Origin of the sequence: Leifsonia poae (assembly GCF_050632865.1) — a bacterium.
Classification (GTDB): Bacteria; Actinomycetota; Actinomycetes; order Actinomycetales; family Microbacteriaceae; genus Leifsonia; species Leifsonia poae_B.
In genome coordinates, this window is sequence record NZ_JBODSA010000001.1 from 348,459 (window position 1) to 371,865 (window position 23,407).

The following is a 23,407-nucleotide window of genomic DNA, read 5'->3' on the forward strand; positions in this document are numbered from 1 at the left end:
ACCCATATGCTGGTGCCATGCTGGACAACCCGCGCTCGCCGCGCGTCAGGGCCGTCGCCAAACTCGCCAAGCGGCAGGCCCGTTCCGAAACCGGCCTCTTCCTCCTCGAAGGACCCCAGGCCGTCGCCGAAGCCCTCTCCTTCCGCCCCGAGCTCGTGGTCGACCTGTTCGCGACGCCGACGGCGCTCGAGAAGCACGGCGACATCGCACGTGCCGCGGCGGAGGCGGACGTCGAGGTGGAGTTCGTCACCGAGCATGTGCTGGGCGCGATGGCCGACACCGTCACGCCGCAGGGTTTCGTCGCCGTCGCCCGGCAGTTCCCCACCTCCATCCGCGACATCTTCACCGGCGAGCCGCGCCTCGTCGCGATCCTGGAGGAGGTGCGCGACCCCGGCAACGCGGGCACGATCATCCGCGCCGCCGACTCCGCCGGCGCCGACGCCGTCGTGCTCACCGGGCGTACCGTCGACCTCTACAACCCGAAGGTCGTCCGCTCCACGACCGGGTCGCTGTTCCACGTGCCGGTCGCCGTCGGGGCCGGCCTCGGCGACGTGGTCGGGCGCGCGCACACCGCCGGACTGCAGGTGCTGGCCGCCGACATCAAGGGGAGGACCTGCTGGCCGCGCGCCGCGACGGCGAGCTCGCGCGTCCGACCGCCTGGGTGTTCGGCAACGAGGCGCACGGACTGGCCGACGGCCTGCTGGAGCTGGTGGACCGCGTCGTCACCGTCCCGATCTACGGTCGTGCGGAGTCGATGAACCTGGCCACCGCCGCCTCCGTCTGCCTCTACGAGTCGGCATTCGCCCAGCGCACCTGAGGAGTTCACGTCACGTTCAGCCGGGCCGCGCGTCTTCATAGATAGGGCGCAAAGCACCCGGAATGGAGCAGACGCAATGACCTCGACCCAGACCGACCTCTCCCTCGCGCAGCAGACCGTCCTGCTGCTTCTCAATCCCGATGGCAGATGGGCGATGGACTCCTACCGGAGCCGGATGGTCCTCGCCGGTGCCGTCCTCAGCGAGCTCGCTCTCGCCGAGGCCATCACCATCGACGACGGCAAGGTCATCCCCGCCGGCGTCGTCCCCGACCGTGCGCTGAGCTCGTACGCGTCGCTCGCGTACCAGCGAATCCTGGCGAAGCCGTCCCGCAAGTCCCCGACCCGCTGGGTCTACTCGCTCATGCACAAAGACCTCGCCGACGATGTGATCGGCACCCTCGTCGACCGCGGCATCCTGTCGCGCGGCCACGGCACGGTGCTGAGCACGTTCCCGGTCGACGCCTATCCCGAGATCGACGCGCTTCCCAAGAACGAGCTCCGCGAGGTGCTGGCCGCGGTCCTGCGCGGCGAGCGTGAGGCGACCGCCGACCAGGCTGCCCTCATCGCCCTTCTCCATGCCTGCCGTCTCCTCGACAAGCAGTTCCCGCACGCCACCGAGGAGCGCGTGCAGGCCGTGGTCCAGGGCGAGTGGGCCGGTGCTGCGGTGCGCAGCGCCATCCGCCGTGCCATCGCCGCGATCGTCATCGTCCTGATTCTGCTGTTCGGCCACGTCGGGCCGTTCTGACGCTCCCGATGCCGCTCTCCACAGGCTTGGGTTCGGGGCCGGGACCCCGCCCCGGCCCCGACTAGACTGGGTGACCGTGTCAGATACCACCCAGATCACCGAATCGGAGGTCGAGGCCGCGGTCGGAGCGGCCCTCGCCGCGATCGACGCCGCGAGCGATTCCGCCGCGCTGAAGACGGTGCGCCACGACCACACGGCCGAGGGCTCGCCGCTCGCGCGCTTCAACGCGAGCATCCGCTCGCTGCCGGGCGACCAGAAGGCCGCGGCGGGCAAGCTCGTCGGCGGTGCGCGCGCCCGCGTCAACCAGGCGTTCGCGGCCAAGGAGTCCGAGATCGCGGCGGCGGAGGAGGCGGCCCAGCTCGCCGCCGAGGCCGTCGACGTCACGGCGCTTCCGTCGCGCTGGACGCCCGGGGCGCGTCACCCGCTGAGCCTGCTCCAGGAGCGCATCGCCGACATCTTCGTCGGCATGGGCTGGGAGGTCGCGGAGGGCCCTGAGCTCGAGAGCGAGTGGTACAACTTCGACGCCCTCAACTTCGACGCCGACCACCCGGCGCGCGCGATGCAGGACACCTTCTTCGTCGAGCCGACCGACGCCCACCTCGTGATGCGCACCCACACCTCGCCGGTGCAGCTGCGCGCTCTGCTGGGTGAGCAGGTCCCCGTCTACCGCATCGCGCCGGGCCGGGTGTTCCGCACCGACGAGTTCGACGCGACGCACCTCCCGGTCTTCACCCAGACCGAGGGCATCGCCGTCGACAAGGGCCTCACCATGGCGCACCTCCGCGGCACGCTCGACCACTTCGTGAAGACGCTGTTCGGCGACGAGGCGCGCGTCCGCCTGCGCCCGAACTACTTCCCGTTCACCGAGCCGAGCGCCGAGCTCGACCTGTGGCACCCGACCTTCAAGGGCGGCGCGCGCTGGATCGAGTGGGGCGGCTGCGGCATGGTCAACCCCAACGTCCTGCGCTCGGCGGGCATCGACCCCGACGTCTACTCCGGCTTCGCGTTCGGGATGGGCGTGGAGCGGGCCCTGATGTTCCGCAACGACGTCAAGGACATGCGCGACATGGCCGAGGGCGATGTCCGGTTCTCCCAGCAGTTCGGAATGGTGGTCTGATGCGCGTCCCCCTGAGTTGGCTCGGCGAGTTCGTCGACCTCGAGCCCGGCACCACGCCGGAGGAGGTGCACGCCGCCCTCGTGTCCGTCGGGCTCGAGGAGGAGGACATCCACACCTTCGAGCTGTCCGGCCCGATCGTCGTCGGCCAGGTGCTGGAGTTCGTCGAGGAGCCGCAGAGCAACGGCAAGACCATCCGCTGGTGCCAGGTGCGCGTCGCGCCCGAGGGCGAGACGGCGGCCGACGGCGGCGCCGACGTGCGCGGCATCGTCTGCGGCGCCCGCAACTTCTTCGAGGGCGACAAGGTCGTCGTGACGCTTCCCGGCGCCGTCCTGCCCGGACCGTTCCCGATCGCCGCGCGCAAGACCTACGGTCACGTGTCCGACGGCATGATTGCATCCGCGCGCGAGCTCGGACTCGGCGAGGACCACGACGGCATCCTGCGCCTCAGCACGCTCGGCCTCGACCCGGAGGTCGGCACCGACGCGGTCTCGCTGCTCGGGCTGGACGACGCGGCCGTCGAGGTCAACGTCACGCCCGACCGCGGCTACGCGTTCTCCATCCGCGGCATCGCCCGCGAGTACTCGCACGCGACCGGGTCGGCGTTCCGCGATCCGGCGGACGCGGTGCCGACGACCTCCGAGCCCGCCAGCGGCTTCTCGGTGACGATCGACGACGCTGCGCCCATCCGCGGCCGCGTCGGCGCGAGCGTGTTCGTCACGCGTGTCGTGCGCGACGTCGACGGCAGCCGGCCGACGCCGGCGTGGATGATCGCGCGGCTCAAGCTCGCGGGCATCCGCTCGATCTCGCTGATCGTCGACATCACGAACTACGTGATGCTCGAGCTGGGTCAGCCCATCCACGGCTATGACCTCGACAAGCTGTCCGGCGGCATCGTGGTGCGGCGCGCGAGGCCGGGGAGAAGCTGGTCACGCTCGACGACCAGACCCGCACCCTCGACCCGGAAGACCTCGTGATCACCGACGACTCCGGCGCGATCGGCCTGGCCGGCGTCATGGGCGGCGCGTCGACCGAGATCGGCCCCGACACCCGCAACGTGCTCATCGAGGCGGCCAACTTCGACCCGGTGTCGATCGCGCGCACCGCCCGCCGGCACAAGCTGCCGAGCGAGGCGTCCAAGCGCTTCGAGCGCGGCGTCGACCCGCAGGTGGCCGTCGCGGCCGCGGGCCGCGTCGTGCAGCTGCTCGAACAGCTCGCCGGCGGCCACGCCGACGGCCTCGGCTCGCTGCTCGACGCGTCGGAGGCCGTCGAGGCCATCCGCCTGCCCGACGGCTACATCTCCTCGCTCATCGGCGTCGACTACACCGAGGACGAGGTGCGCAGCGCCCTCGCCGAGATCGGCGGCGCCGTGACCGAGACCGACGGTGCCCTGCTCGTCGCGCCGCCCACCTGGCGTCCCGACCTGCGTGACAAGTCCGACCTGGCCGAGGAGGTCGCCCGCATCGTCGGCTACGACCGCATCCCCTCGGTGCTGCCGGTCGCACCTCCCGGACGCGGTCTGACCCGGGAGCAGCGACTCCGCCGCGCCGCCGCGCAGATCTTGGCGGACAACGGGGCGACGGAAGTGCTCGCGTTCCCGTTCGTGAGCGAGGCGCAGAACGACTTGTTCGGCCAGGCGGAGGCGGGCGGCCACGTCCCGGCCGTCCGGCTCGCCAACGCCCTGGACGCGACCGCGCCCTACCTGCGCACCTCGCTGCTGCCGGGGCTCGTGGATGCCGCCAAGCGCAACCTCGCCCGCGGACTCGTCGACCTGCGGGTCTACGAGCTCGGCACGGTGTTCCGTCCGTCCGAGGGTTCGATCGGCAGCGAGACGCTTCCGCCCGGGGCCGCGCTGCCGTCGTCGGACATCCTCGCGGGCTTGAACGCCGGCATCCCGGCGCAGCCGCGTCACCTCGCGGGCCTGGTGGTCGGCGACGTGCACGCCAAGCGGCCCGGTGCTGCCGCCGTACCGGCCGGTCTGGTCGACGCCCTCGACATGGTGCGTCAGACCGCCGCGGCGGTCGGCGTGACCGTCGACGTGGCCCAGTCGTCGCACCAGGCCCTCCACCCCGGGCGTACCGCGCGGCTGCTCGCGCGCGGCGCCGACGGCGAGACGGTTCCGGTCGGCTACGCGGGCGAACTCCTGCCCGCTCTCGCCCAGGAACTCGACCTCCCGCGCGTGGTCGCCGTCTTCGAGCTCGACCTGGACGCCCTGATCGCCATCGCGCCGCCGGAGATCGTGGCGGGCGTCATCGCCGGCTTCCCCGCCGCGACGCAGGACCTCTCCCTGGTGGTCGCAGCTGACGTCCCCGCGGGCGACGTGCTGCAAGCGGTCCGCGAGGGCGCAGGCGAACTGCTCGAGGACATCCACCTGGTGGACGACTACCGCGGCGCCGGCCTGCCGGAGGGACGCAAGAGCCTCACCTTCGCCCTCCGCTTCCGCGCCGACGACCGCACCCTCACCGCGGCCGAGGCGTCCGAGGCCAAGCTGGCCGGCTCCGCCCGCGCCGGCGAGCTGTACGGGGCGACCATCCGCGAGTAGCGGAGCACCGCATCCACCGATCCCGGTCCGCCGTCACGCTCTTCCGCGTGGCGGTGGGGCCGGGATCGGTCGTTTGCGCGTCTGAACACCCCCGCACCCCGCGATTTGGCGGCGGCGGGGAGGGCGCGCTAGGGTTGTCCCATGCTTTCCGTCCGGCGCACCGCCTCGACGCTCGCGGCCCTCGCCGCCCGCGCGATGCGCCGACGCCTGTGCGACCGCCGAAGCTAGGCGGCGTTCAGGGCGGTCCGTGCGCGGGCCGACGTGGGCGTCGCCGTCGCCGAGACTCCCGTCGTCCACTCGAAAAGGAAGAAGCATGACTTTCTCGGTCGCTGTCGCAGGCGCATCCGGATACGCGGGCGGTGAGCTGCTGCGCATCCTCGCCGCGCACCCCGACTTCGAGATCCGCACCGTCACCGCGCACAACAACGCCGGTCACCCGCTGATCGCCCACCAGCCGCACCTGCGCAGCCTCGCGCACCTGACCCTGCAGGAGACGTCCGCGGCGAACCTCGCCGGCCACGACGTCGTGTTCCTCGCGCTGCCGCACGGCGCCTCCGGCGAGATCGCCGCCCAGCTGCCCGACGACACGATCGTCGTGGACTGCGGCGCCGACCACCGCCTCGAAGACCCGGCCGCCTGGGCCGCGTTCTACGGCGGCGAGCACTTCGGCGCGTGGGCGTACGGCGTGCCGGAGCTGCCGCTCGCCGACGGCGGGAAGCAGCGCGAGAACCTGGGCGGCGCACGGCGGATCGCGGCCCCCGGATGCAACGCGAGCGCCGTGTCCCTCGCTCTCGCCCCGGGCATCCAGGCCGGCCTGATCGACGACGAGGACATCGTCGCCGTGCTGGCGGTCGGCCCCTCGGGCGCCGGGAAGTCCCTCAAGACCATGTACCTGGCGAGCGAGATCCTGGGCTCCGCGAACCCGTACGGGGTCGGCGGGACGCACCGTCACATCCCCGAGATCCAGCAGAACCTCCGGAAGGCCGGAGCAGAAGCCCCGACCGTGTCGTTCACGCCGGTGCTCGTGCCGATGTCGCGCGGCATCCTCGCCACCTCGACGGCCCGGGTGAAGCCGGGCGTGACGGCCGAGCAGGTGGAGCAGACGTGGGAGGCCGCGTACGCGGACGAGCCGTTCGTCCACGTCCTGCCGGCTGGGACGCTGCCGCGCACGGCCGACGTGCTCGGTGCCAACACCGTCCTGATCGGCGTCGCGCTCGACGAGGCCGCGGGCCGCGTGGTCACGGTGCTCGCGCTCGACAACCTCTACAAGGGGACGGCCGGAGCGGCGATCCAGTCCGTCAACATCGCCCTCGGCCTCGACGAGACCGCGGGCCTGACCGTGAACGGAGTCGCCCCGTGAGCGTCACCGCTGCATCCGGATTCGCCGCCGCCGGCGTCGTCGCGGGGCTCAAGACGAGCGGGAACCGCGACCTCGCCCTGGTCCAGAACCTCGGCCCCCTGAACGCCGCGGCCGCCGTCTTCACCACCAACCGCTGCAAGGCGAACCCCGTGCTGTGGAGCGAGCAGGTCATCCAGGACGGCGTCGTCTCCGCGATCGTCCTCAACTCGGGCGGCGCGAACTGCTACACCGGCGCGCAGGGCTTCCAGACCACGCACGCGACGGCGGAGGCGGTCGCCGAACAGCTCGAGGTCTCCGCGGGCGACGTGCTGGTGTGCTCCACCGGCCTCATCGGCGAGCAGCTGCCGCTCGACAAGCTCATCACGGGCGTCACCGCAGCGGCCGGAGCCCTTGCGAGCGACGCCGGCATCGCCGCGGCCGAGGCGATCATGACCACCGACACGCGCCCCAAGCAGTCCATACACAGCTCACCGGACGGCTGGACGATCGGCGGCATGGCGAAGGGCGCCGGGATGCTCGCGCCCGGCCTCGCGACGATGCTCGTCGTCCTCACGACCGACGCCGTGCTCACCTCCGAGCAGCTGGACGCGGCCCTGCGCCAGGCGACCCGCGTCACCTTCGACCGCCTCGACTCCGACGGCTGCATGTCCACGAACGACACGGTCGCCCTGCTCGCCTCGGGCGCCAGCGGCGTCGAGCCGGGCGAGGCCGACTTCGCGCTGGCGCTCACCGAGGTGTGCCGCGACCTGGCCGAGCAGCTGCAGGAGGACGCCGAGGGCGCCTCGCACGATGTCGCCATCCAGGTCGTCAACGCGAAGTCCGAGGAGGACGCGGTGACGGTCGGCCGGGCGGTGTCGCGCAGCAACCTGTTCAAGGCCGCCATCTTCGGCAACGACCCCAACTGGGGCCGGGTGCTCGCAGCCGTCGGCACCACCGACGCGGAGTTCGACCCGTACGGGATCGACGTGGCCATCAACGGCGTCCAGGTCTGCACAGCAGGTGAACCGGACCAGCCGCGGGAACTGGTCGATCTGACACCGCGGAAGGTCCACATCCTGATCGACCTGCACGCGGGCGAGGAGACGGCGACCATCCTGACCAACGACCTCACGCACGACTACGTGCACGAGAACAGCGCGTACGCCAGCTGATGGACACCGCAGAGGATATGACGGACACCGCCGAACGCGAGGAGGCGGCCTCCAAGGCCGCCACCCTCATCGAGTCGCTGCCGTGGCTGAAGGCCTTCCACGATGCGATCATCGTCGTGAAGTTCGGCGGCAACGCGATGGTCAGCGAGGAACTGCAGCGCACCTTCGCCGAGGACATGGTGTACCTCCGCTACGCCGGGATCCGCCCGGTCGTCGTCCACGGCGGCGGCCCGCAGATCTCGGCCATGCTCGACCGGCTCGGCATCGAGTCCGAGTTCCGCGGCGGCTACCGGGTGACCACGCCGGAGGCGATGGATGTGGTGCGCATGGTCCTCACCGGCCAGATCAACCGCGACATCGTCGGCAACATCAACAAGCACGGCCCGCTCGCGGCCGGACTGTCGGGCGAGGACGCGGGGCTCTTCCAGGGCCGGCGCCGCGCGGCGGTCGTCGACGGCGAGGAGGTCGACCTCGGGCTCGTGGGCGACGTGGTCGCTGTCGACCCGGAGGCGGTGCTCGCCCAGCTCGCGGCCGGGCGCATCCCGGTGGTGTCGTCGATCGCACCGGACATCGACGATGCGGGCCAGGCCCTCAACGTCAACGCGGATGCGGCCGCCGCTGCGCTCGCCGTCGCGCTGGGTGCGTCCAAGCTCGTGATCCTGACGGATGTCGCCGGCCTCTACAGCGACTGGCCGAATCGTGATTCGCTGCTATCGAAGATCGGTGCCGACGAGCTGCGGGAGCTGCTGCCGTCGCTGGAGTCGGGGATGATCCCGAAGATGGCGGCCTGCCTGGACGCGGTCGACGGGGAGTGGCGAAGGCCGCGATCATCGACGGGCGCGTGCCGCACTCGATCCTGCTCGAGGTCTTCACGCAGTCCGGAATCGGGACGGAGGTGGTGCCCGCGTGAGCGAGGCACAGGCAATGACACGATACGAGACGGACGAGTGGCGCGACGGGGCCTGGAAGGGTCCGTTCGGCGACCGCTTCATGCGCACGCTGGCGACGCCGAAGCTGATGCTGGTGCGCGGTGAGGGCGCCCGGGTCTGGGACGTCGACGGCAACGAGTACCTGGACTTCCTCGCCGGGATCGCCGTCAACTCGCTCGGGCACGCGCATCCCGCGCTCGTGGAGGCGGTGACCGCGCAGGTGGGAACGCTCGCGCACGTCTCCAACTACTTCTCGACCCCTCCGCAGCTGGAGCTGGCCGAACGCCTCCGCCGCATCACCGGCGCCGGGGAGCACGGCCGCGTCCTGTTCGGCAACTCGGGCGCCGAGGCGAACGAGGCGGCCTTCAAGCTGGCCCGGCTCAACCGCACCGGCCCGCACGGGCGCCGCACGCGCGTCCTGGCCCTGCACAACGCCTTCCACGGCCGCACGATGGGCTCCCTCGCGCTCACCGGCAAGCCGCCGATGCGCGAGGCGTTCGAGCCGCTTCCGGGCGGCGTGGAGCACATCGACTCCACGATCGAGGCGTTGGAGGCGTCCATCGACGGCCACGTCGCGGCGCTGTTCGTCGAGCCGATCAAGGGCGAGGCCGGGGTGCTCGACCTGCCCGACGGCTTCCTGGAGCGGGCGCGCGAGCTCACCGAGAAGCACGGCGCGCTGCTCATCGTCGACGAGATCCAGACCGGCGTCGGCCGCACCGGCGAATGGTTCGCGTACCAGCGAGCGGGCATCCTCCCGGACGCCGTCACGGTCGCCAAGGGGATGGCCGGCGGCGTGCCGATCGGCGCGCTGGTGACCTTCGGCTGGGCATCGGAACTGTTCAGCCAGGGCCAGCACGGCTCGACGTTCGGCGGCAACCCGCTCGCGACCGCCGCGGGCAACGCCGTGCTCGCCGAGATCGAGCGGGCGGGTCTCGTCGAGAACGCCGCACGCCGCGGGGAGGAGCTGAAACAGATCATCCGCGGCTTCGACCACCCGCTGATCGGCGCGGTCCGCGGTCACGGCCTGCTGATCGGCATCGGGCTCACCGAGGGGAGGCGCACCGCCTCTCCGACGCCGCGCTCTCCCAGGGCCTGATCATCAACGCTCCGAACGAGTCGAGCATCCGCCTGGCGCCGCCGCTCATCATCGGCGACGACGAGCTCGCCGGCTTCCGGGAGCGCTTCGGACGCGCGCTCGCCGCCCTCTGACACCGACCACCTCCAGCACCACGAAAGGGCGGGTACATGACCCGGCACTTCCTCCGCGACGACGACCTCTCGCCTGCCGAGCAGGCGGAGGTGCTGGCCCTGGCGGCCGACCTGAAGCGCGACCGCTTCTCGGCGAAGCCGCTCGCCGGACCCCAGACCGTCGCCGTGATCTTCGACAAGACCTCGACCCGCACGCGCGTCTCGTTCTCGGTGGGGATCTCCGACCTCGGCGGCAGCCCGCTCGTCATCCAGAGCGGGGAGAGCCAGCTCGGCGGCAAGGAGTCCATCGCCGACACCGCCCGCGTGCTGGAGCGCATGGTCGCCGCGATCGTCTGGCGCACCTACGCCCAGGCGGGGCTGGAGGAGATGGCCGAGGGCACCCGCGTCCCGGTGATCAACGCGCTGTCGGACGACTTCCACCCGTGCCAGATTCTCGCCGACCTGCTCACCGTCCGTGAGCACAAGGGCCGCACCGAGGGCCTGACGATGACCTACGTCGGCGACGGCGCCAACAACATGGCGCACTCCTACCTCCTCGGCGGAGCGACCGCGGGCATGCACGTGCGGGTCGCGGCCCCGGCGGCGTACGCGCCCGACGCGTCGATCGTCGCGGACGCCCGCGCGATCGCCGAGCGGACCGGCGGCTCGGTCGCCGTGCTGACCGACCCGACCGAGGCGGCGACCGGCGCGGACGTCGTTGTCACCGACACCTGGGTGTCGATGGGACAGGAGGCCGAGAAGGCCGAGCGCGTCGCCGTCTTCGGCGACTACACGGTCGACTCCCGCCTCATGGGGGTGGCCGCCTCCGACGCGATCTTCCTGCACTGCCTGCCGGCGTACCGCGGCTACGAGGTGAGCGCCGACGTGCTCGACGGCGCGCAGTCGGTGGTCTGGGACGAGGCCGAGAACCGCCTGCACGCGCAGAAGGCGCTGCTCGCCTGGCTGCTGGAGAAGAACACGGAGGCGGGCGCATGAGCGACGGCACGGCTGGATCCACCGGAAACGGCGGTGGCAAGACCGGCGAGGGCTCGCTCTGGGGCGGCCGGTTCGCCGGCGGGCCGTCGCCCGAGCTCGCCGCGCTGAGCAAATCCACCCACTTCGACTGGGAGCTCGCCGCCTACGACATCGCCGGATCCCGCGCGCACGCTCGCGCGCTCGCCGCGGCGGGTTACCTGACGGCTGAGGAGTTGGACGGCATGCTCGCCGCTCTCGACGCGCTCGACGCCGACGTCGCCTCCGGAGCGTTCGTGGCGGCCGAGACCGACGAGGACGTGCACGGCGCCCTGGAGCGCGGGCTGATCGAGCGCGCGGGCGCCGACCTCGGCGGCAAGCTGCGCGCCGGCCGCAGCCGCAACGACCAGATCGCGACCCTGATCCGCCTCTACCTGCGCGACCACGCCGGCGTCATCGCCGAGCAGCTGATCGCGCTCATCGACGCCATCGCGTCGCAGGCGGACGCGCATCCCACCGCCATCCTCCCGGGCCGCACGCACCTGCAGCACGCCCAGCCGGTACTGCTCGCGCACCACCTGCTCGCGCACTGCTGGCCGCTGGTGCGCGACCTCCAGCGGCTGGCCGACTGGGATGCACGTGCCAACGTCTCGCCGTACGGCTCGGGGGCGCTCGCCGGCTCGACGCTCGGGCTCGACCCGCTCCTCGTCGCCCGCGAACTCGGCTTCGCCCGCAGCTCGGAGAATTCGATCGACGGCACGGCCGCTCGGGATGTGGTCGCCGAGTTCGCGTTCGTCGCGGCGCAGATCGGCGTGGACCTCTCCCGATTCGCCGAGGAGATCATCCTCTGGAACACGCGGGAGTTCGCCTTCGTCACGCTTGATGACGGCTACTCGACCGGGTCGTCGATCATGCCCCAGAAGAAGAACCCGGACATCGCGGAGCTCGCCCGCGGCAAGGCAGGCCGCCTGATCGGCAACGCGATCGGCCTGCTGACGACGCTGAAGGGCCTCCCGCTCGCGTACAACCGCGACCTGCAGGAGGACAAGGAGCCGGTCTTCGACTCGGTGCGCACGCTCGAGCTCGTGCTCCCGGCTTTCACCGGCATGGTCGCGACCCTGCGCTTCCACACCGAGCGGATGGCGGAGCTCGCGCCGCAGGGCTTCTCCCTCGCCACCGACGTCGCCGAGTGGCTGGTGAAGCAGCACGTGCCCTTCCGCGTCGCGCACGAGCTGAGCGGCAGCCTGGTCCGCGTCGCCGAGGAGAACGGGCTGGAGCTGCACGAGGTGTCCGACGAGCAGCTTGCCGCGGTCTCGCCGCTGCTCACTCCGGAGGTGCGCTCGGTGCTCTCGGTGGAGGGCTCGGTCGCCAGCCGCGACGGCGTCGGCGGCACCGCTCCCGACCGCGTCGCGGACCAGCTCGCCGCCCTGACCGACCACGTCCGGAAGGCCGCCCTGGCCCTCCGCGCAGCGAAGAGAGACCTCGTCTGATGGCCCGATTCCAGCCCGAGCGCAAGTACCCGTGGATCATCCCGGCGATCGTCACCGTCGCCGTCGTGGTGATCGTGGTCGGCCTCATCGTGGCCGTGGTCGCGGGCGGCCGGATCTTCTGACGTGACGCTGTACCGGCCTTCTCGCGACGAGTTCCTGGCGTCGTCGCTGGAGGTTGCGCCGCGGCTGCTCGGCGCCGTCCTGCGGCACGAGTCGCCGGAGGGGACGGTCGCCCTGCGCATCACCGAGGTGGAGGCGTACATCGGCGACGGCCTCGACCCCGGGTCCCACGCGTTCCGCGGCCGCACCAAGCGCAACGCGGTCATGTACGGTCCACCCGGCCACGTGTACACGTACTTCACCTACGGGATGCACGTGTGCGCCAACGTCGTCTGCTCGCCGGAGGGCGAGGCGACCGCCGTGCTGCTGCGCGGTGCCGAGGTGATCGAGGGGAGGATCTTGCCGAGCACCGCCGCGTCGGAGCGAGCGGGAGGCGCATCCCTCATCGCGATCTCGCCCGGGGACCCGCGCGGCTGGTCGTCGCCGCGGGGATGAGCCTCGCCGACGACGGCGCCGACCTGTTCGAGCCGCCGTTCTCGATCGAGCTGCCGTCGACGCAGGCCGAATACGAGACAGGGCCACGGACCGGCGTCTCGGGCGCCGGCGGAGGACTGGCGTTCCCGTGGCGCTACTGGCTGCCGGGGGACCCGACGGTGTCGCCGTACAAACGGCACCCCAAGTCGGACGACTGAGTCGTCAGCCCGCCGCGATCCGGAACACCCCGGCGCACACGCACGCCCAGATGATGCTGGTCAGCGTGCCGATGAGAAAGCGCTCGCGCGCCTCCGCCTGCTCCAGCTCGGTGAATCGGCCGACGCCCTTGATGGCGATCAGTACGGCCAGGCCTTCGGGGAAGCCGGCCATGATCGTCCCGGCCGCGGCGAGCCGTTCGAGCAGGCCGATCGTCGTCCCGCCGCGCAGCACCTCGCGCGTCGTCACGCCCTCGGGCGTGAGGGCCCGGACGAGGATGCCGTCGTGCGCGCTGGGCTCGGTCGTGCTGCGGGTGGCGAGCACGAGCACGAGCTGCGACGCGGGCCAGCCGCCCAGCACCGCGAGCGCGAGCGCGAGGATCCCGATGACGATCCGCACCGGGAAGGGCGCATGCTGTCCGGGGATGAGGACGACGACGAGAGCCGCGGCGAGCAGGGCGGCGGCGCTGTAGACGAGCGGACGACGCGGGGTGCGCAGCGTGGCGACGATGCAGCCGAGGGAGGCCGCGAGCAGCAGCACCACGAGCGTCCAGAGGACGACGGGGACGGCCTGGTTCAGCAGAAGGGGCAGCGGCAGCGGCCAGCTCGTCATGCGTCCTCCCGGGTTCCCGTGTCGCCGGCCTGGGCGGCGTCGGCGCGTTCCAACAGCCTAGTGAGGGCGGGAAGGGCGGCGAGCTCGACGCGCAGTCCGGCGGCGCGGGCGCGGTCGCTCGCGGACTGCGGGGTGATCCCGAGCCGGGCGCCGGCCTCCTTCTGGCTGAGACCCGAGCGCACCAGGTCGTGCAGCTCCCAGCCGGCGGGCGTGCGGGCCGCACGGACCGCGAGCAGGAGGGTGAGCAGGGCCTCGGCGTCGGCGGCCTCCTCGGGGAGGTGACGGCCTCGACCGCGAGCCGGTGAGGCATGCGCTTGGCGCGGGTGACGGCGGCGCGCGCGGCCACGAAGGCGTCGCCGGTGGCCTCGCGGGTGCTGTCGGGGAGGGGAGCCGGACCGGTCCGAGACCGAGCCCGATGCTCCAGGCGTCGTCGCGGGAGAGCGTCAGGATGAGGTCGAGCGCGGTGGCCGCGTCCTCCGTGAGCACCTGGAGTTCGTCTCCGGCGTTCCGGTCGGGCGGGAGCGCCAGCCGCGCGCCGAAGCGGTCGTCGAGAGCCGTCAGAGCGGGGGCGACGGCGTCCGCGCGTCCGCGACTGTCGATCTGGTCGGCTGTGATGGCGAACATGCCGCCTCCTCATCAGGTCTGTGCACCTGACCGGTATGGTATCAGGTCTACACACCTGATTACCAGTGGATCAGGTCCCCGGCCCTGATCGTCGCGCCGGAGCGGACCCCCGCGCATTGGTACGGTTGTACCCATGTCCGACACCGCGACCTCCCGCGCGCAGAGCCTCACCGCGCAGACCAACGACGCGTCCTTCGACGACGTCTGGGACGAGCTCGTCTGGCGCGGCCTCATCCACGTCTCCACGGATGAAGCCGCCCTGAAAGAGCTCCTTGCCGGGGAGCCGATCACGTATTACTGCGGTTTCGACCCGACGGCGCCGAGCCTGCACCTGGGCAACCTCGTGCAGCTCCTCACCATGCGCCGTCTCCAGCTGGCCGGCCACAAGCCGCTCGGACTCGTGGGCGGTTCGACCGGTCTCATCGGCGACCCGCGCCCGACCGCCGAGCGCACGCTGAATACCAAGGAGACGGTCGCCGAATGGGTCGGCTACCTCCAGGCCCAAGTCACGCGCTACCTCTCCGACGAGGGCGACAACGCGGTCCGGCTGGTCAACAACCTCGACTGGACGGCACCGCTGTCGGCGATCGACTTCCTGCGCGAGATCGGCAAGCACTTCCGTGTCGGCACGATGCTCAAGAAGGATGCGGTCGCCGCGCGCCTGAACTCCGACGAGGGCATCTCGTACACCGAGTTCAGCTACCAGATCCTGCAGGGCATGGACTTCCTGGAGCTCTACCGCCAGTACGGCTGCGTGCTGCAGACCGGCGGCAGCGACCAGTGGGGCAACCTGACCAGCGGCACCGAGCTCATCCGCAAGGTGGAGGGCGCCCACGTCCACGCGATCGGCACGCCGCTCATCACCAACAGCGACGGCACGAAGTTCGGCAAGAGCGAGGGCAACGCCATCTGGCTCGACCCGCGGTTGACGACGCCGTACGCGATGTACCAGTTCTGGCTGAACACCGATGACGCCGACGTGATCGCGCGGCTCAAGGTGTTCACGTTCCTCTCGCGCGCCGAGATCGAAGAGCTTGAGCGCAAAGTGGCCGAGGAGCCGTTCCGCCGTGAGGCGCAGCGCCGGCTCGCGTTCGAGGTGACAGCGCTGGTGCACGGAGTGGAGGCGACGGAGGCGGTCATCGCCGCATCCGAGGCGCTGTTCGGCCAGGGCGACCTGGCCGCGCTCGACGCCGCGACCCTCGAGTCCGCGCTGCGCGAGCTGCCGAACACCACCGACACCGCGCCCTCGTCGACGGTGGCGCAGGCGCTCGTCGACACCGGCCTCACGTCGAGCCTCGGCGAGGCCCGCCGTGCGGTCGCGCAGGGCGGCGTCTACGTCAACAACGCCAAGGTCGAGGACGCGGAGCAGCCGATCGGCGATGCCGTGCTTCCGGGCGGCGTCGTGGTGCTGCGTCGCGGCAAGAAAACGCTCGCGGGCGTGTTCGTCGCGTGACGACGGTGAGTGCGGGACGTACGGTGGCCTCATGACCGATGAACCGCAGCCCGGCGACGGCGCTCTCGTCGAACGGCTCGACGTGATCGAGGAGCAGCCGCTCGCCGACCGCGCCGACGCGTACGCGCAGCTCCACGAACAGCTCCGCCGTACCCTGGAGGGCGACGACGAGCATGGCCGGGGCTGAGCGCCGCCTCGACGTCGCGCTGGCGGAGCTGGGCCTCGCCCGCTCGCGGTCGCACGCGGCCGCGGTCATCGCCGACGGCCTGGTCACCGTGGACGGGCGTCCCGCCGTGCGCGCATCCCTCAAGGTGTCGGAGGGGCAGGACATCCGCGTCGCCGGCGCCGACCACTACGTCAGTCGGGGCGCGCACAAGCTGCTCGCCGCGCTCGACGCGTTCGCGATCGACCCCGCCGGTCGCGTCGCGCTCGACGCGGGTGCCTCCACCGGCGGCTTCAGCCAGGTGCTGCTCGAGCGCGGCGCCGCCCGGGTCATCGCGGTCGACGTCGGTCACGGCCAGCTGTCGCCGGCGCTCGCGGGGAGGAGCGGCTGGACTCGTACGAGGGCGTCAACGTCCGCTCGCTGACCGCGAACTCGCTCGCCGCGCTGACCGGCGACGACGTGCGTCCCGACCTGGTCGTGGCCGACCTGTCCTTCATCTCCCTCACGCAGGTCATCTCGGCGCTCGTGGCGACGGCCGTGCGCGGCGCCGACTTCGTGCTGCTGATCAAGCCGCAGTTCGAGGTGGGCAGACAGGGCATCCGGGAGGGTGTGGTCCGCGACGCCGGACTGCGCGCGGATGCGATCTCCGACGTGCTCTGGGCCGCACACGACGCCGGACTCGGCACGGCGGGGCTCATCGCGTCCCCGATCGCCGGCGGGCACGGCAACCGCGAGTTCCTGGCCTGGTTCCGCGCGGGCGCGCCGGACCCGTCGGGGCTGCGCGACGACGTGGTCCGGCTTTCGCGGTAGGTGAACGTTCTCCACAAACCCGGGCTTCGGCCTGGTCCTGCTTCCGAAACCGGTAAGAATGGGAGAACGGCTTTCGAGAGGAGACGACGTGGCACAGATCGGTGCAGCGACGCGCTACATCCTGGTCGTCGCGCACACCGGTCGGCAGGACTCGCTGGAGGCGGGCGTGCGGGTGTCACGGCAGCTGCTCGACGCGGGCGTCGTCCCCGTGCTCAGCGCCGATGAACGGCGCGACATCCTCGAGGCCGATCCGTCGCTCGAGGCGGTGCGGGTGCTCGGCGACGACGTGGCGCCGAGCGAGCTCGAGCTGGTCATCGTGCTGGGCGGCGACGGCACCATCCTGCGCGCGGCCGAGCTGGTGCGCGGATGCTCGGCTCCGCTGCTCGGCGTCAACCTCGGTCACGTCGGCTTCCTCGCCGAGAGCGAGCGCGACGACCTCGAGACGGCGGTCGCCCGCGGGCTGGCGAAGGACTACGAGGTCGAGGAGCGCATGACGCTCTCCGCCCGGGTCAAGGTCGGTCGCGAGGTGGTCTACGAGAGCTGGGCGCTCAACGAGGCCACGGTCGAGAAGGCGAGCCGGGAGCGGATGCTCGAGGTCGTCATCGAGGTCGATGGCCGGCCCATGTCGAGCTTCGGCTGCGACGGCGTCGTCATGTCGACCCCGACCGGGTCCACCGCGTACTCGTTCTCGGCGGGAGGCCCCGTCGTCTGGCCGGGAGTCGCCGCGCTGCTCCTCGTGCCGCTGAGCGCGCACGCGCTGTTCTCGCGTCCGCTGGTGGTCGACGCCGACTCGTCGCTCGCGGTCGAACTGCTCGACCGCGCGGGCGGCGCGGGCATCCTCTGGTGCGACGGCCGCCGTCCCTTCGACCTGCCGCGGGGCGCCCGCGTCGTGGTGCGTCGCTCGCCCATCCCGGTGCGGCTCGCACGCCTGCACCCGGGGCCGTTCACCGACCGCCTGGTGCACAAGTTCGACCTTCCCGTCACGGGATGGAGGGGCCTGCCGGCCGTGACTGACGTACGCGGAGGAATCGAGGAGATCTCGATCAAAGACCTGGGCGTCATCGCCGACGCCTCCCTCCCGCTCGGGTCGGGATTCACGGCGATCACCGGCGAGACCGGCGCGGGCAAGACGATGGTGGTGTCCGCCCTGGGCCTGCTGCTGGGCGAGCGCGCCGACAGCGGCGCGGTGCGGCTGAACAGCCCGCAGGCGTGGGTGGAGGGCCGCTGGCGAGTGCCGTCCACCGGCGACGTGGTCGAGCGGGTGCGCGACGCCGGCGGCGATGTGGATGCGATCGACGCCTCCGAGGCGGAGCTCGTGCTCAGCCGCTCGGTGTCGGCCGAGGGGCGCTCGCGGGCGGTCGTCGGCGGACGGAGCGCGCCGATCGCGGTGCTGACCGAGCTGGGGGAGCAGCTGGTCGTGGTGCACGGCCAGTCCGACCAGATCCGTTTGCGGTCGGCCGTGGCGCAGCGGGCCGCACTCGACCGGTTCGCCGGTCCCGCGTTCGCCGAGCAGCTGGCCGCCTACGAGCAGGTGTTCCACCGCTGGCGCGACAACCGCTCCGAGCTGGACGAGCTGGTCGCCGACCAGGAGCGACGCGCCCGTGAGGCCGACGACCTCCGGGTCGCCATGGCCGAGATCGAGACGATCGCCCCGCAGCCGGGCGAGGACGACGAGCTCGCCGACCGCGCCGAACGGCTGACCAACCTCGAAGAGCTCCGGCTCGCCGCCGCCGCAGCGCGCGAGGTGCTGAGCGCCGAGGAGTCCGAGGGCGCCGACGCGCTCGGCCTGCTCGACAACGCCCGCCGCCAGCTGGAGCGCGTCGCCCCGCACGACAGCGCCTTGCAGCCGCTCGCCGAGTCCGTCGCGGAGGCCAACTACCTCATCTCCGACATCGCGGCGCAGCTGTCCACGTACCTCGCCGCGCTCGACACCGACGGCGCCGCCGAGCTGGAGGTCGTGCAGGAGCGCCGGGCGCAGCTCGCCGGTCTCGTGCGCAAGTACGGCCCGACTCTCGACGACGTGACCCGTACGCTCGAGACCGGCAGCCTGCGGCTCCTCGAGCTCGACGGCGACGCCGACCGCATCGACGAGCTGACCCGCGAGGTCGCCGACGACGAGGCGCTGGTCCGCGAGCTCGCCGCGGGTCTGAGCGCCGAGCGCACGGCCGCCGCCGCGCGGCTGTCCGAGGCGGTCAGCGACGAGCTTTCCGCGCTGGCGATGCCGGATGCGCGCATCGTCGTCGAGGTGACCCAGCGCGACGCCGAGGATCCCGGCACGTACAGCGCGTCGGGACGCGACCAGGTCGCCATCCTGCTGCAGCCGCATCCCGGCGCGGAGCCGCGTCCACTCGGCAAGGGCGCGTCGGGCGGCGAGCTGTCGCGCGTCATGCTCGCCATCGAGGTCGTCATCGCCGGTTCGGACCCGGTGCCGACCTTCATCTTCGACGAGGTCGACGCCGGCGTCGGCGGGGCCTCCGCGATCGAGATCGGCCGCCGCCTCGCGCGTCTCGCCGAGTCGGCGCAGGTGATCGTCGTGACGCACCTGGCGCAGGTCGCCGCGTTCGCGACCAACCACCTGACCGTCGTCAAGGGCAACGACGGCGCGGTCACCGCCTCCAGCGTCCGCCGCCTCGACGGCGACGAGCGCATCGCCGAGATGGCGCGCCTGCTCTCCGGCCTTCCGGACTCCGAGAGCGGGCTGGCGCACGCGCGCGAGCTGGTCGAGATGGCGTCCGCCGCGCGTCGCTGACACGGCTGCGCGCGGACGGGAGTCCCCGCCAGGGGTGATAAGCTACAAGCCCGTGGTGGATTATTCAGACGCGGGCACATCTAACGGCATTACCAAGCACATCTTCGTGACGGGTGGTGTCGTTTCTTCGTTGGGCAAGGGCCTCACCGCCGCCTCTCTCGGCAACCTCCTGACGGCTCGCGGCCTCCGCGTCGTCATGCAGAAGCTCGACCCGTACCTCAACGTGGACCCGGGAACGATGAACCCGTTCCAGCACGGCGAGGTCTTCGTCACGGACGACGGCGCCGAGACCGACCTCGACATCGGCCACTACGAGCGCTTCCTCGACATCAACCTCGGCCAGTCGGCCAACGTCACGACCGGCCAGATCTACTCGAACGTCATCGCCAAGGAGCGCCGCGGCGAATACCTGGGCGACACCGTGCAGGTCATCCCGCACATCACCGACGAGATCAAGCGCCGGATGCGTCTCCAGGCCCAGCCGGGCCCCGACGGCGAGCCCGCGCCCGACGTCATCATCACCGAGATCGGCGGCACGGTCGGCGACATCGAGTCGCAGCCGTTCATCGAGTCCGCCCGCCAGGTGCGGCACGAGCTCGGCCGCAAGAACTGCTTCTTCGTGCACGTCTCGCTGGTGCCGTTCATGAACGCCTCCGGCGAGCAGAAGACCAAGCCGACGCAGCACTCCGTCGCCGCCCTCCGCTCCATCGGTATCCAGCCGGACGCGCTCGTGCTCCGCAGCGACCGCCCGGTCTCCGACAGCAACAAGCGCAAGATCGCGCTCATGTGCGACGTCGACGAGCAGGCCGTCGTGAACGCGGTCGACGTGCCGAGCATCTACGACATCCCGACCATGCTCCACGAGCAGGGCCTCGACGCGTACATCATCGACCAGCTCGGCCTCGACCAGGCCGGCGACGTCGACTGGAACGGCTGGGCGCGCCTCCTGGAGTCCGTCCACGACCCCAAGCACGAGGTCACGATCGGCCTGGTCGGCAAGTACATCGACCTGCCGGACGCCTACCTCTCGGTCACCGAGGCCCTGCGTGCCGGCGGCTTCGCCCACCGCACCAAGGTGAAGCTCAAGTGGATCGCCTCCGACGAGTGCCAGACGCCCGAGGGCGCGGCGCACCAGCTGAGCGACGTCGACGCGATCTGCGTGCCCGGCGGCTTCGGCGTGCGCGGCATCGAGGGCAAGGTGGGTGCGCTGCGCTTCGCCCGCGAGAACGGCATCCCGGCGTTGGGGCTGTGCCTGGGCCTCCAGTGCATGGTCATCGAGTACGCGCGGCACGAGGCCGGTCTCGGCGGCGCCTCGTCGTCGGAGTTCGACCCCGAGACCGAGTTCCCGGTGATCGCGACCATGGCCGAGCAGGTGGACATCATCGCCGGCGGCGACCTGGGCGGCACCATGCGCCTCGGGCTCTACCCGGCCACGCTCGCCGAGGGCTCCATCGTCGCGGAGCTGTACGGCGCCAACGAGGCATCCGAGCGCCACCGTCACCGCTACGAGGTGAACAACAACTACCGCGAGCAGATCGCCGACGCGGGCCTCTGGTTCTCGGGCACCTCGCCCGACGGCCACCTCGTCGAGTACGTCGAGCTGCCGCGCGACGTGCACCCGTTCTACGTGGGCACTCAGGCGCACCCCGAGCTGCGGTCGCGGCCGAACCGGGCGCACCCGCTCTTCGCCGGCCTCGTCGGGGCCGCGCTCGACCGCCAGAAGGCCGCCCTGCTGTTCGAGGTCGCCGAGGCCGACGCGGAGATGGTGGCCGAGGTCTGATGTCGGACGCCCCCGAGACCACCGCGACCGACCTGAACGACCAGCCGTTCCGCCCGGAGGTCGTCTCGAGCGAGACCGCCTTCGAGGGCAAGATCTGGAACGTCCGCCGCGACGTCGTCCGCTACAACGGCGAGGAGATCACGCGCGAGTACGTCGACCACACCGGCGCCGTCGGCATCCTGGCGATGGACGATGAGGGTCGCGTGCTGCTCATCCGCCAGTACCGCCACCCGGTGCGGCACCGCGACTGGGAGATCCCGGCCGGCCTGCTCGACCAGCACGGCGAGGAGCCGCTGATCGCGGCCCAGCGCGAACTGGGCGAGGAAGCCGACCTCGAGGCGGACGAGTGGAACGTGCTCGCCGACGTGTTCACGAGCCCGGGCGGAAACGACGAGGCGATCCGCATCTACCTGGCCCGCGGCATCCGCTCGACCGGTTCGGCGTTCGCGCGCGAGGCGGAGGAGGCCGACATCGAGGTGCGCTGGGTACCGCTCGACGAGGCCGTGGACGCGGTGCTGCAGCGGCGCGTCCACAACGCCCCGCTGATCATCGCGCTGCTCGCCGCCCGCACCGCGCGCGAGCAGGAATGGAGCACGCTCGGAGCGGCCGGCGAGCCCTGGCCGAGCCACCCCAAGCTGTCGGTATGACCGTCGCGGCCGGTGTCGACGCCTTCCTGAGGCACGTCGCCATCGAGCGCGGCCTCTCGGCGAACACGGTCGCGGCGTACCGTCGCGACCTAGGCGTCTACAGCGGGTGGCTGGAGGCGCAGGGGGTGGCCGACGTGCGTTCCGTGACGCCGGCGACCCTGTCGGCGTTCGCCGTTCACCTCGGGACGCGGGAGGAGTCGCCGCTCACCGCATCCTCGCTGGCCCGGATGCTGTCGACCGTTCGCGGCTTCCACCGGTTCCTGCTGGAGGAGGGCCGCGTCGAGGTGGATGCGGCGCGCGACCTCCGTCCGCCGAAGCTCCCGAGCCGCCTGCCGAAGGCCATCTCGGTGGAGCAGGTGTCGGCACTGCTGGCCGCGACCGACGGCGACGACGTCGCCGCGCTGCGCGACAAGGCGCTGCTCGAGCTGATGTACGCGACGGGCGCGCGCGTGAGCGAGGCGGTCGGGCTGAATGTGGACGACGTCATCGACGCCGACGTCGTCCGCCTCACCGGAAAGGGCAGCAAGCAACGGATCGTGCCGCTGGGGTCATACGCGCGCGAGGCGGTGTCCGCATATCTCGTCCGCGCCCGGCCGGTGCTGTCGGCGAAGGGACGCGCGACGCCCGCGCTGTTCCTCGGGATGCGCGGGGCGCGGCTGTCGCGCCAGAACGTGTGGCTGATCATCCGCGCCGCCGCCGAGCGGGCGCAGCTGGAGGTCGACCACCTGTCGCCGCACACGCTGCGCCACTCGTTCGCGACCCACCTGCTGGCCGGCGGAGCGGACGTCCGCGTCGTGCAGGAGCTGCTGGGCCACTCGTCCGTCGCGACGACGCAGATCTACACGCTGGTCACGGCCGACACCCTCCGCGACGTCTACACCGCGTCCCACCCCCGCGCGCGCTAGCCGCGGTGGCGGCGGCGCGGGGCGCGGCGGCGCAACCAGACGTAGACCGAGCCGCCGTCGAAGCCGGCGCGGCGGGTCGCGGTGAAGCCGAGCTTCGCGAGCACTCCGAACGACGGCGCGTTCCACGTCGCCACGGTCGCCCACAGCACCGGGAAGCCCGCGTCGAACGCCGCATCCGCCACGGCAGCGGCCGCCTCCGTCGCGTAGCCGTGACCCACCTGTCCGCGCAGCAGCTCGTACGCGAGCTCGGGCTGGGATGCGGTGGCCCGGCCGACCACGAGCCCGCAGTACCCGACGACCTCGCCCGTCTCGGCGTCCTCGATCGTGTACAACCCGAAGCCGCGCTCGTCGAAGGCCGCGCGCTGCGCATCCAGCCGCTCCCGCTCCTCCTCGACGGTCCCGGCGGCACGGCCGAGAGGATGCTCGGCGAGCAGCGCGAGGTTCCACTCGGCGTCGCGTCCGTCGCGCGGGCGCAGACGCAGACGCGGGGTCTCGAGGGCGGACGGCATCGGCTGCACGCGACCACCGTACCGAACCGCCGGGCGTGCGACCCGCAAGCGGGGCACGTCGCGCATAGACTGGTCCCTTGAAAGACCGCCCACGAGA

Annotated in this window: 16 protein-coding genes and 7 pseudogenes; 20 read left to right on the forward strand and 3 right to left on the reverse strand. The window is 71.9% G+C overall.

Going from position 1 to position 23,407, the window contains the following annotated elements:
* Window positions 1–17 precede the first annotated feature (17 nt).
* From ACRAWB_RS01645 to ACRAWB_RS01700, 12 genes and pseudogenes are all read left to right on the forward strand, one after another.
* Window positions 18–817: pseudogene (locus tag ACRAWB_RS01645) on the forward strand (TrmH family RNA methyltransferase).
* Window positions 818–893: 76 nt separating this feature from the next.
* Window positions 894–1,562, forward strand: coding sequence for a GOLPH3/VPS74 family protein (locus tag ACRAWB_RS01650; protein ID WP_431351764.1), 669 nt, complete (start codon window positions 894–896; stop codon window positions 1,560–1,562).
* A gap of 76 nt (window positions 1,563–1,638) precedes the next feature.
* Complete coding sequence (pheS, locus tag ACRAWB_RS01655) at window positions 1,639–2,679, forward strand: phenylalanine--tRNA ligase subunit alpha (protein ID WP_431351765.1); 1,041 nt, start codon at window positions 1,639–1,641, stop codon at window positions 2,677–2,679.
* Window positions 2,679–5,218 (forward strand): annotated as a pseudogene (pheT, locus tag ACRAWB_RS01660) (phenylalanine--tRNA ligase subunit beta). Before pheS ends, pheT begins: the two are co-directional and overlap by 1 nt.
* A 313-nt stretch (window positions 5,219–5,531) precedes the next feature.
* Window positions 5,532–6,578: an N-acetyl-gamma-glutamyl-phosphate reductase gene (gene argC, locus ACRAWB_RS01665; protein ID WP_431351766.1), complete on the forward strand. Its 1,047-nt coding sequence runs from the start codon at window positions 5,532–5,534 to the stop codon at window positions 6,576–6,578.
* Window positions 6,575–7,729 carry a bifunctional glutamate N-acetyltransferase/amino-acid acetyltransferase ArgJ gene (gene argJ / locus ACRAWB_RS01670; protein WP_431351767.1) on the forward strand — a complete coding sequence of 385 codons (1,155 nt, stop codon included), beginning with the start codon at window positions 6,575–6,577 and terminating at the stop codon, window positions 7,727–7,729. Before argC ends, argJ begins: the two co-directional genes overlap by 4 nt.
* A pseudogene (argB, locus tag ACRAWB_RS01675) lies at window positions 7,729–8,639 on the forward strand (acetylglutamate kinase). Before argJ ends, argB begins: the two are co-directional and overlap by 1 nt.
* A gap of 14 nt (window positions 8,640–8,653) precedes the next feature.
* Window positions 8,654–9,867: pseudogene (locus ACRAWB_RS01680) on the forward strand (acetylornithine transaminase).
* Window positions 9,868–9,903: 36 nt separating this feature from the next.
* Window positions 9,904–10,842, forward strand: a complete 939-nt coding sequence (argF, locus tag ACRAWB_RS01685; RefSeq protein ID WP_431351768.1) for an ornithine carbamoyltransferase — start codon at window positions 9,904–9,906, stop codon at window positions 10,840–10,842.
* Window positions 10,839–12,308 (forward strand): argininosuccinate lyase, encoded by a 1,470-nt coding sequence (gene argH, locus ACRAWB_RS01690; RefSeq protein WP_431351769.1) that lies wholly within the window; start codon window positions 10,839–10,841, stop codon window positions 12,306–12,308. The genes argF and argH overlap by 4 nt, the downstream gene beginning before the upstream one ends.
* Window positions 12,308–12,430, forward strand: a complete 123-nt coding sequence (locus ACRAWB_RS01695; protein ID WP_431351770.1) for a hypothetical protein — start codon at window positions 12,308–12,310, stop codon at window positions 12,428–12,430. The genes argH and ACRAWB_RS01695 overlap by 1 nt, the downstream gene beginning before the upstream one ends.
* A gap of 1 nt (window position 12,431) precedes the next feature.
* Window positions 12,432–13,060 (forward strand): annotated as a pseudogene (locus tag ACRAWB_RS01700) (DNA-3-methyladenine glycosylase).
* Between the two features lie 4 nt (window positions 13,061–13,064).
* Here ACRAWB_RS01700 and ACRAWB_RS01705 read toward each other — a convergent pair.
* Entirely contained in the window at window positions 13,065–13,670 is a 606-nt protein-coding gene (locus tag ACRAWB_RS01705) for a hypothetical protein (protein ID WP_431351771.1), read from the reverse strand.
* Entirely contained in the window at window positions 13,667–13,852 is a 186-nt protein-coding gene (locus ACRAWB_RS01710; protein ID WP_431351772.1) for a hypothetical protein, read from the reverse strand. Before ACRAWB_RS01710 ends, ACRAWB_RS01705 begins: the two co-directional genes overlap by 4 nt.
* A gap of 575 nt (window positions 13,853–14,427) precedes the next feature.
* Between ACRAWB_RS01710 and tyrS the strand changes: the two genes are divergently transcribed.
* The 8 genes and pseudogenes from tyrS to xerD all read left to right on the forward strand — a co-directional run bounded on the left by tyrS (window position 14,428) and on the right by xerD (window position 22,801).
* Window positions 14,428–15,747: a tyrosine--tRNA ligase gene (gene tyrS, locus ACRAWB_RS01715; protein ID WP_431351773.1), complete on the forward strand. Its 1,320-nt coding sequence runs from the start codon at window positions 14,428–14,430 to the stop codon at window positions 15,745–15,747.
* 31 nt (window positions 15,748–15,778) lie between these two features.
* Window positions 15,779–15,934, forward strand: coding sequence for a hypothetical protein (locus ACRAWB_RS01720; RefSeq protein WP_363807818.1), 156 nt, complete (start codon window positions 15,779–15,781; stop codon window positions 15,932–15,934).
* A pseudogene (locus ACRAWB_RS01725) lies at window positions 15,921–16,720 on the forward strand (TlyA family RNA methyltransferase). Before ACRAWB_RS01720 ends, ACRAWB_RS01725 begins: the two are co-directional and overlap by 14 nt.
* Before the next feature lie 58 nt (window positions 16,721–16,778).
* A pseudogene (locus ACRAWB_RS01730) lies at window positions 16,779–17,660 on the forward strand (NAD kinase); the annotation flags it as partial.
* Window positions 17,661–17,726: 66 nt separating this feature from the next.
* A complete protein-coding gene (recN, locus tag ACRAWB_RS01735; protein WP_431352690.1) occupies window positions 17,727–19,469 on the forward strand; it encodes a DNA repair protein RecN in 1,743 nt (580 codons plus the stop codon).
* 52 nt (window positions 19,470–19,521) lie between these two features.
* Window positions 19,522–21,249 carry a CTP synthase gene (locus tag ACRAWB_RS01740; RefSeq protein ID WP_431351774.1) on the forward strand — a complete coding sequence of 576 codons (1,728 nt, stop codon included), beginning with the start codon at window positions 19,522–19,524 and terminating at the stop codon, window positions 21,247–21,249.
* A complete protein-coding gene (locus ACRAWB_RS01745) occupies window positions 21,249–21,896 on the forward strand; it encodes an NUDIX domain-containing protein (protein WP_431351775.1) in 648 nt (215 codons plus the stop codon). The genes ACRAWB_RS01740 and ACRAWB_RS01745 overlap by 1 nt, the downstream gene beginning before the upstream one ends.
* Entirely contained in the window at window positions 21,893–22,801 is a 909-nt protein-coding gene (xerD, locus tag ACRAWB_RS01750; RefSeq protein WP_431351776.1) for a site-specific tyrosine recombinase XerD, read from the forward strand. The genes ACRAWB_RS01745 and xerD overlap by 4 nt, the downstream gene beginning before the upstream one ends.
* On the opposite strand, the gene ACRAWB_RS01755 is transcribed toward xerD, so the two are convergent.
* On the reverse strand, window positions 22,798–23,310 hold the full coding sequence (locus ACRAWB_RS01755) for a GNAT family N-acetyltransferase (RefSeq protein WP_431352691.1): 513 nt from the start codon (window positions 23,308–23,310) through the stop codon (window positions 22,798–22,800). The genes xerD and ACRAWB_RS01755 overlap by 4 nt on opposite strands.
* Window positions 23,311–23,407 lie beyond the last annotated feature (97 nt).

Excerpts from the sequence above, each read along its gene's own strand:
- ACRAWB_RS01650 (WP_431351764.1), top strand. The coding sequence starts at position 894 with ATGACCTCGACCCAGACCGACCTCTCCCTCGCGCAGCAGACCGTCCTG.
- argC (WP_431351766.1), top strand. The coding sequence starts at position 5,532 with ATGACTTTCTCGGTCGCTGTCGCAGGCGCATCCGGATACGCGGGCGGT.
- argF (WP_431351768.1), top strand. The coding sequence starts at position 9,904 with ATGACCCGGCACTTCCTCCGCGACGACGACCTCTCGCCTGCCGAGCAG.
- argH (WP_431351769.1), top strand. The coding sequence starts at position 10,839 with ATGAGCGACGGCACGGCTGGATCCACCGGAAACGGCGGTGGCAAGACC.
- ACRAWB_RS01695 (WP_431351770.1), top strand. The coding sequence starts at position 12,308 with ATGGCCCGATTCCAGCCCGAGCGCAAGTACCCGTGGATCATCCCGGCG.
- ACRAWB_RS01705 (WP_431351771.1), bottom strand. The coding sequence starts at position 13,670 with ATGACGAGCTGGCCGCTGCCGCTGCCCCTTCTGCTGAACCAGGCCGTC.
- tyrS (WP_431351773.1), top strand. The coding sequence starts at position 14,428 with ATGTCCGACACCGCGACCTCCCGCGCGCAGAGCCTCACCGCGCAGACC.
- ACRAWB_RS01720 (WP_363807818.1), top strand. The coding sequence starts at position 15,779 with ATGACCGATGAACCGCAGCCCGGCGACGGCGCTCTCGTCGAACGGCTC.
- ACRAWB_RS01745 (WP_431351775.1), top strand. The coding sequence starts at position 21,249 with ATGTCGGACGCCCCCGAGACCACCGCGACCGACCTGAACGACCAGCCG.
- xerD (WP_431351776.1), top strand. The coding sequence starts at position 21,893 with ATGACCGTCGCGGCCGGTGTCGACGCCTTCCTGAGGCACGTCGCCATC.
- ACRAWB_RS01755 (WP_431352691.1), bottom strand. The coding sequence starts at position 23,310 with ATGCCGTCCGCCCTCGAGACCCCGCGTCTGCGTCTGCGCCCGCGCGAC.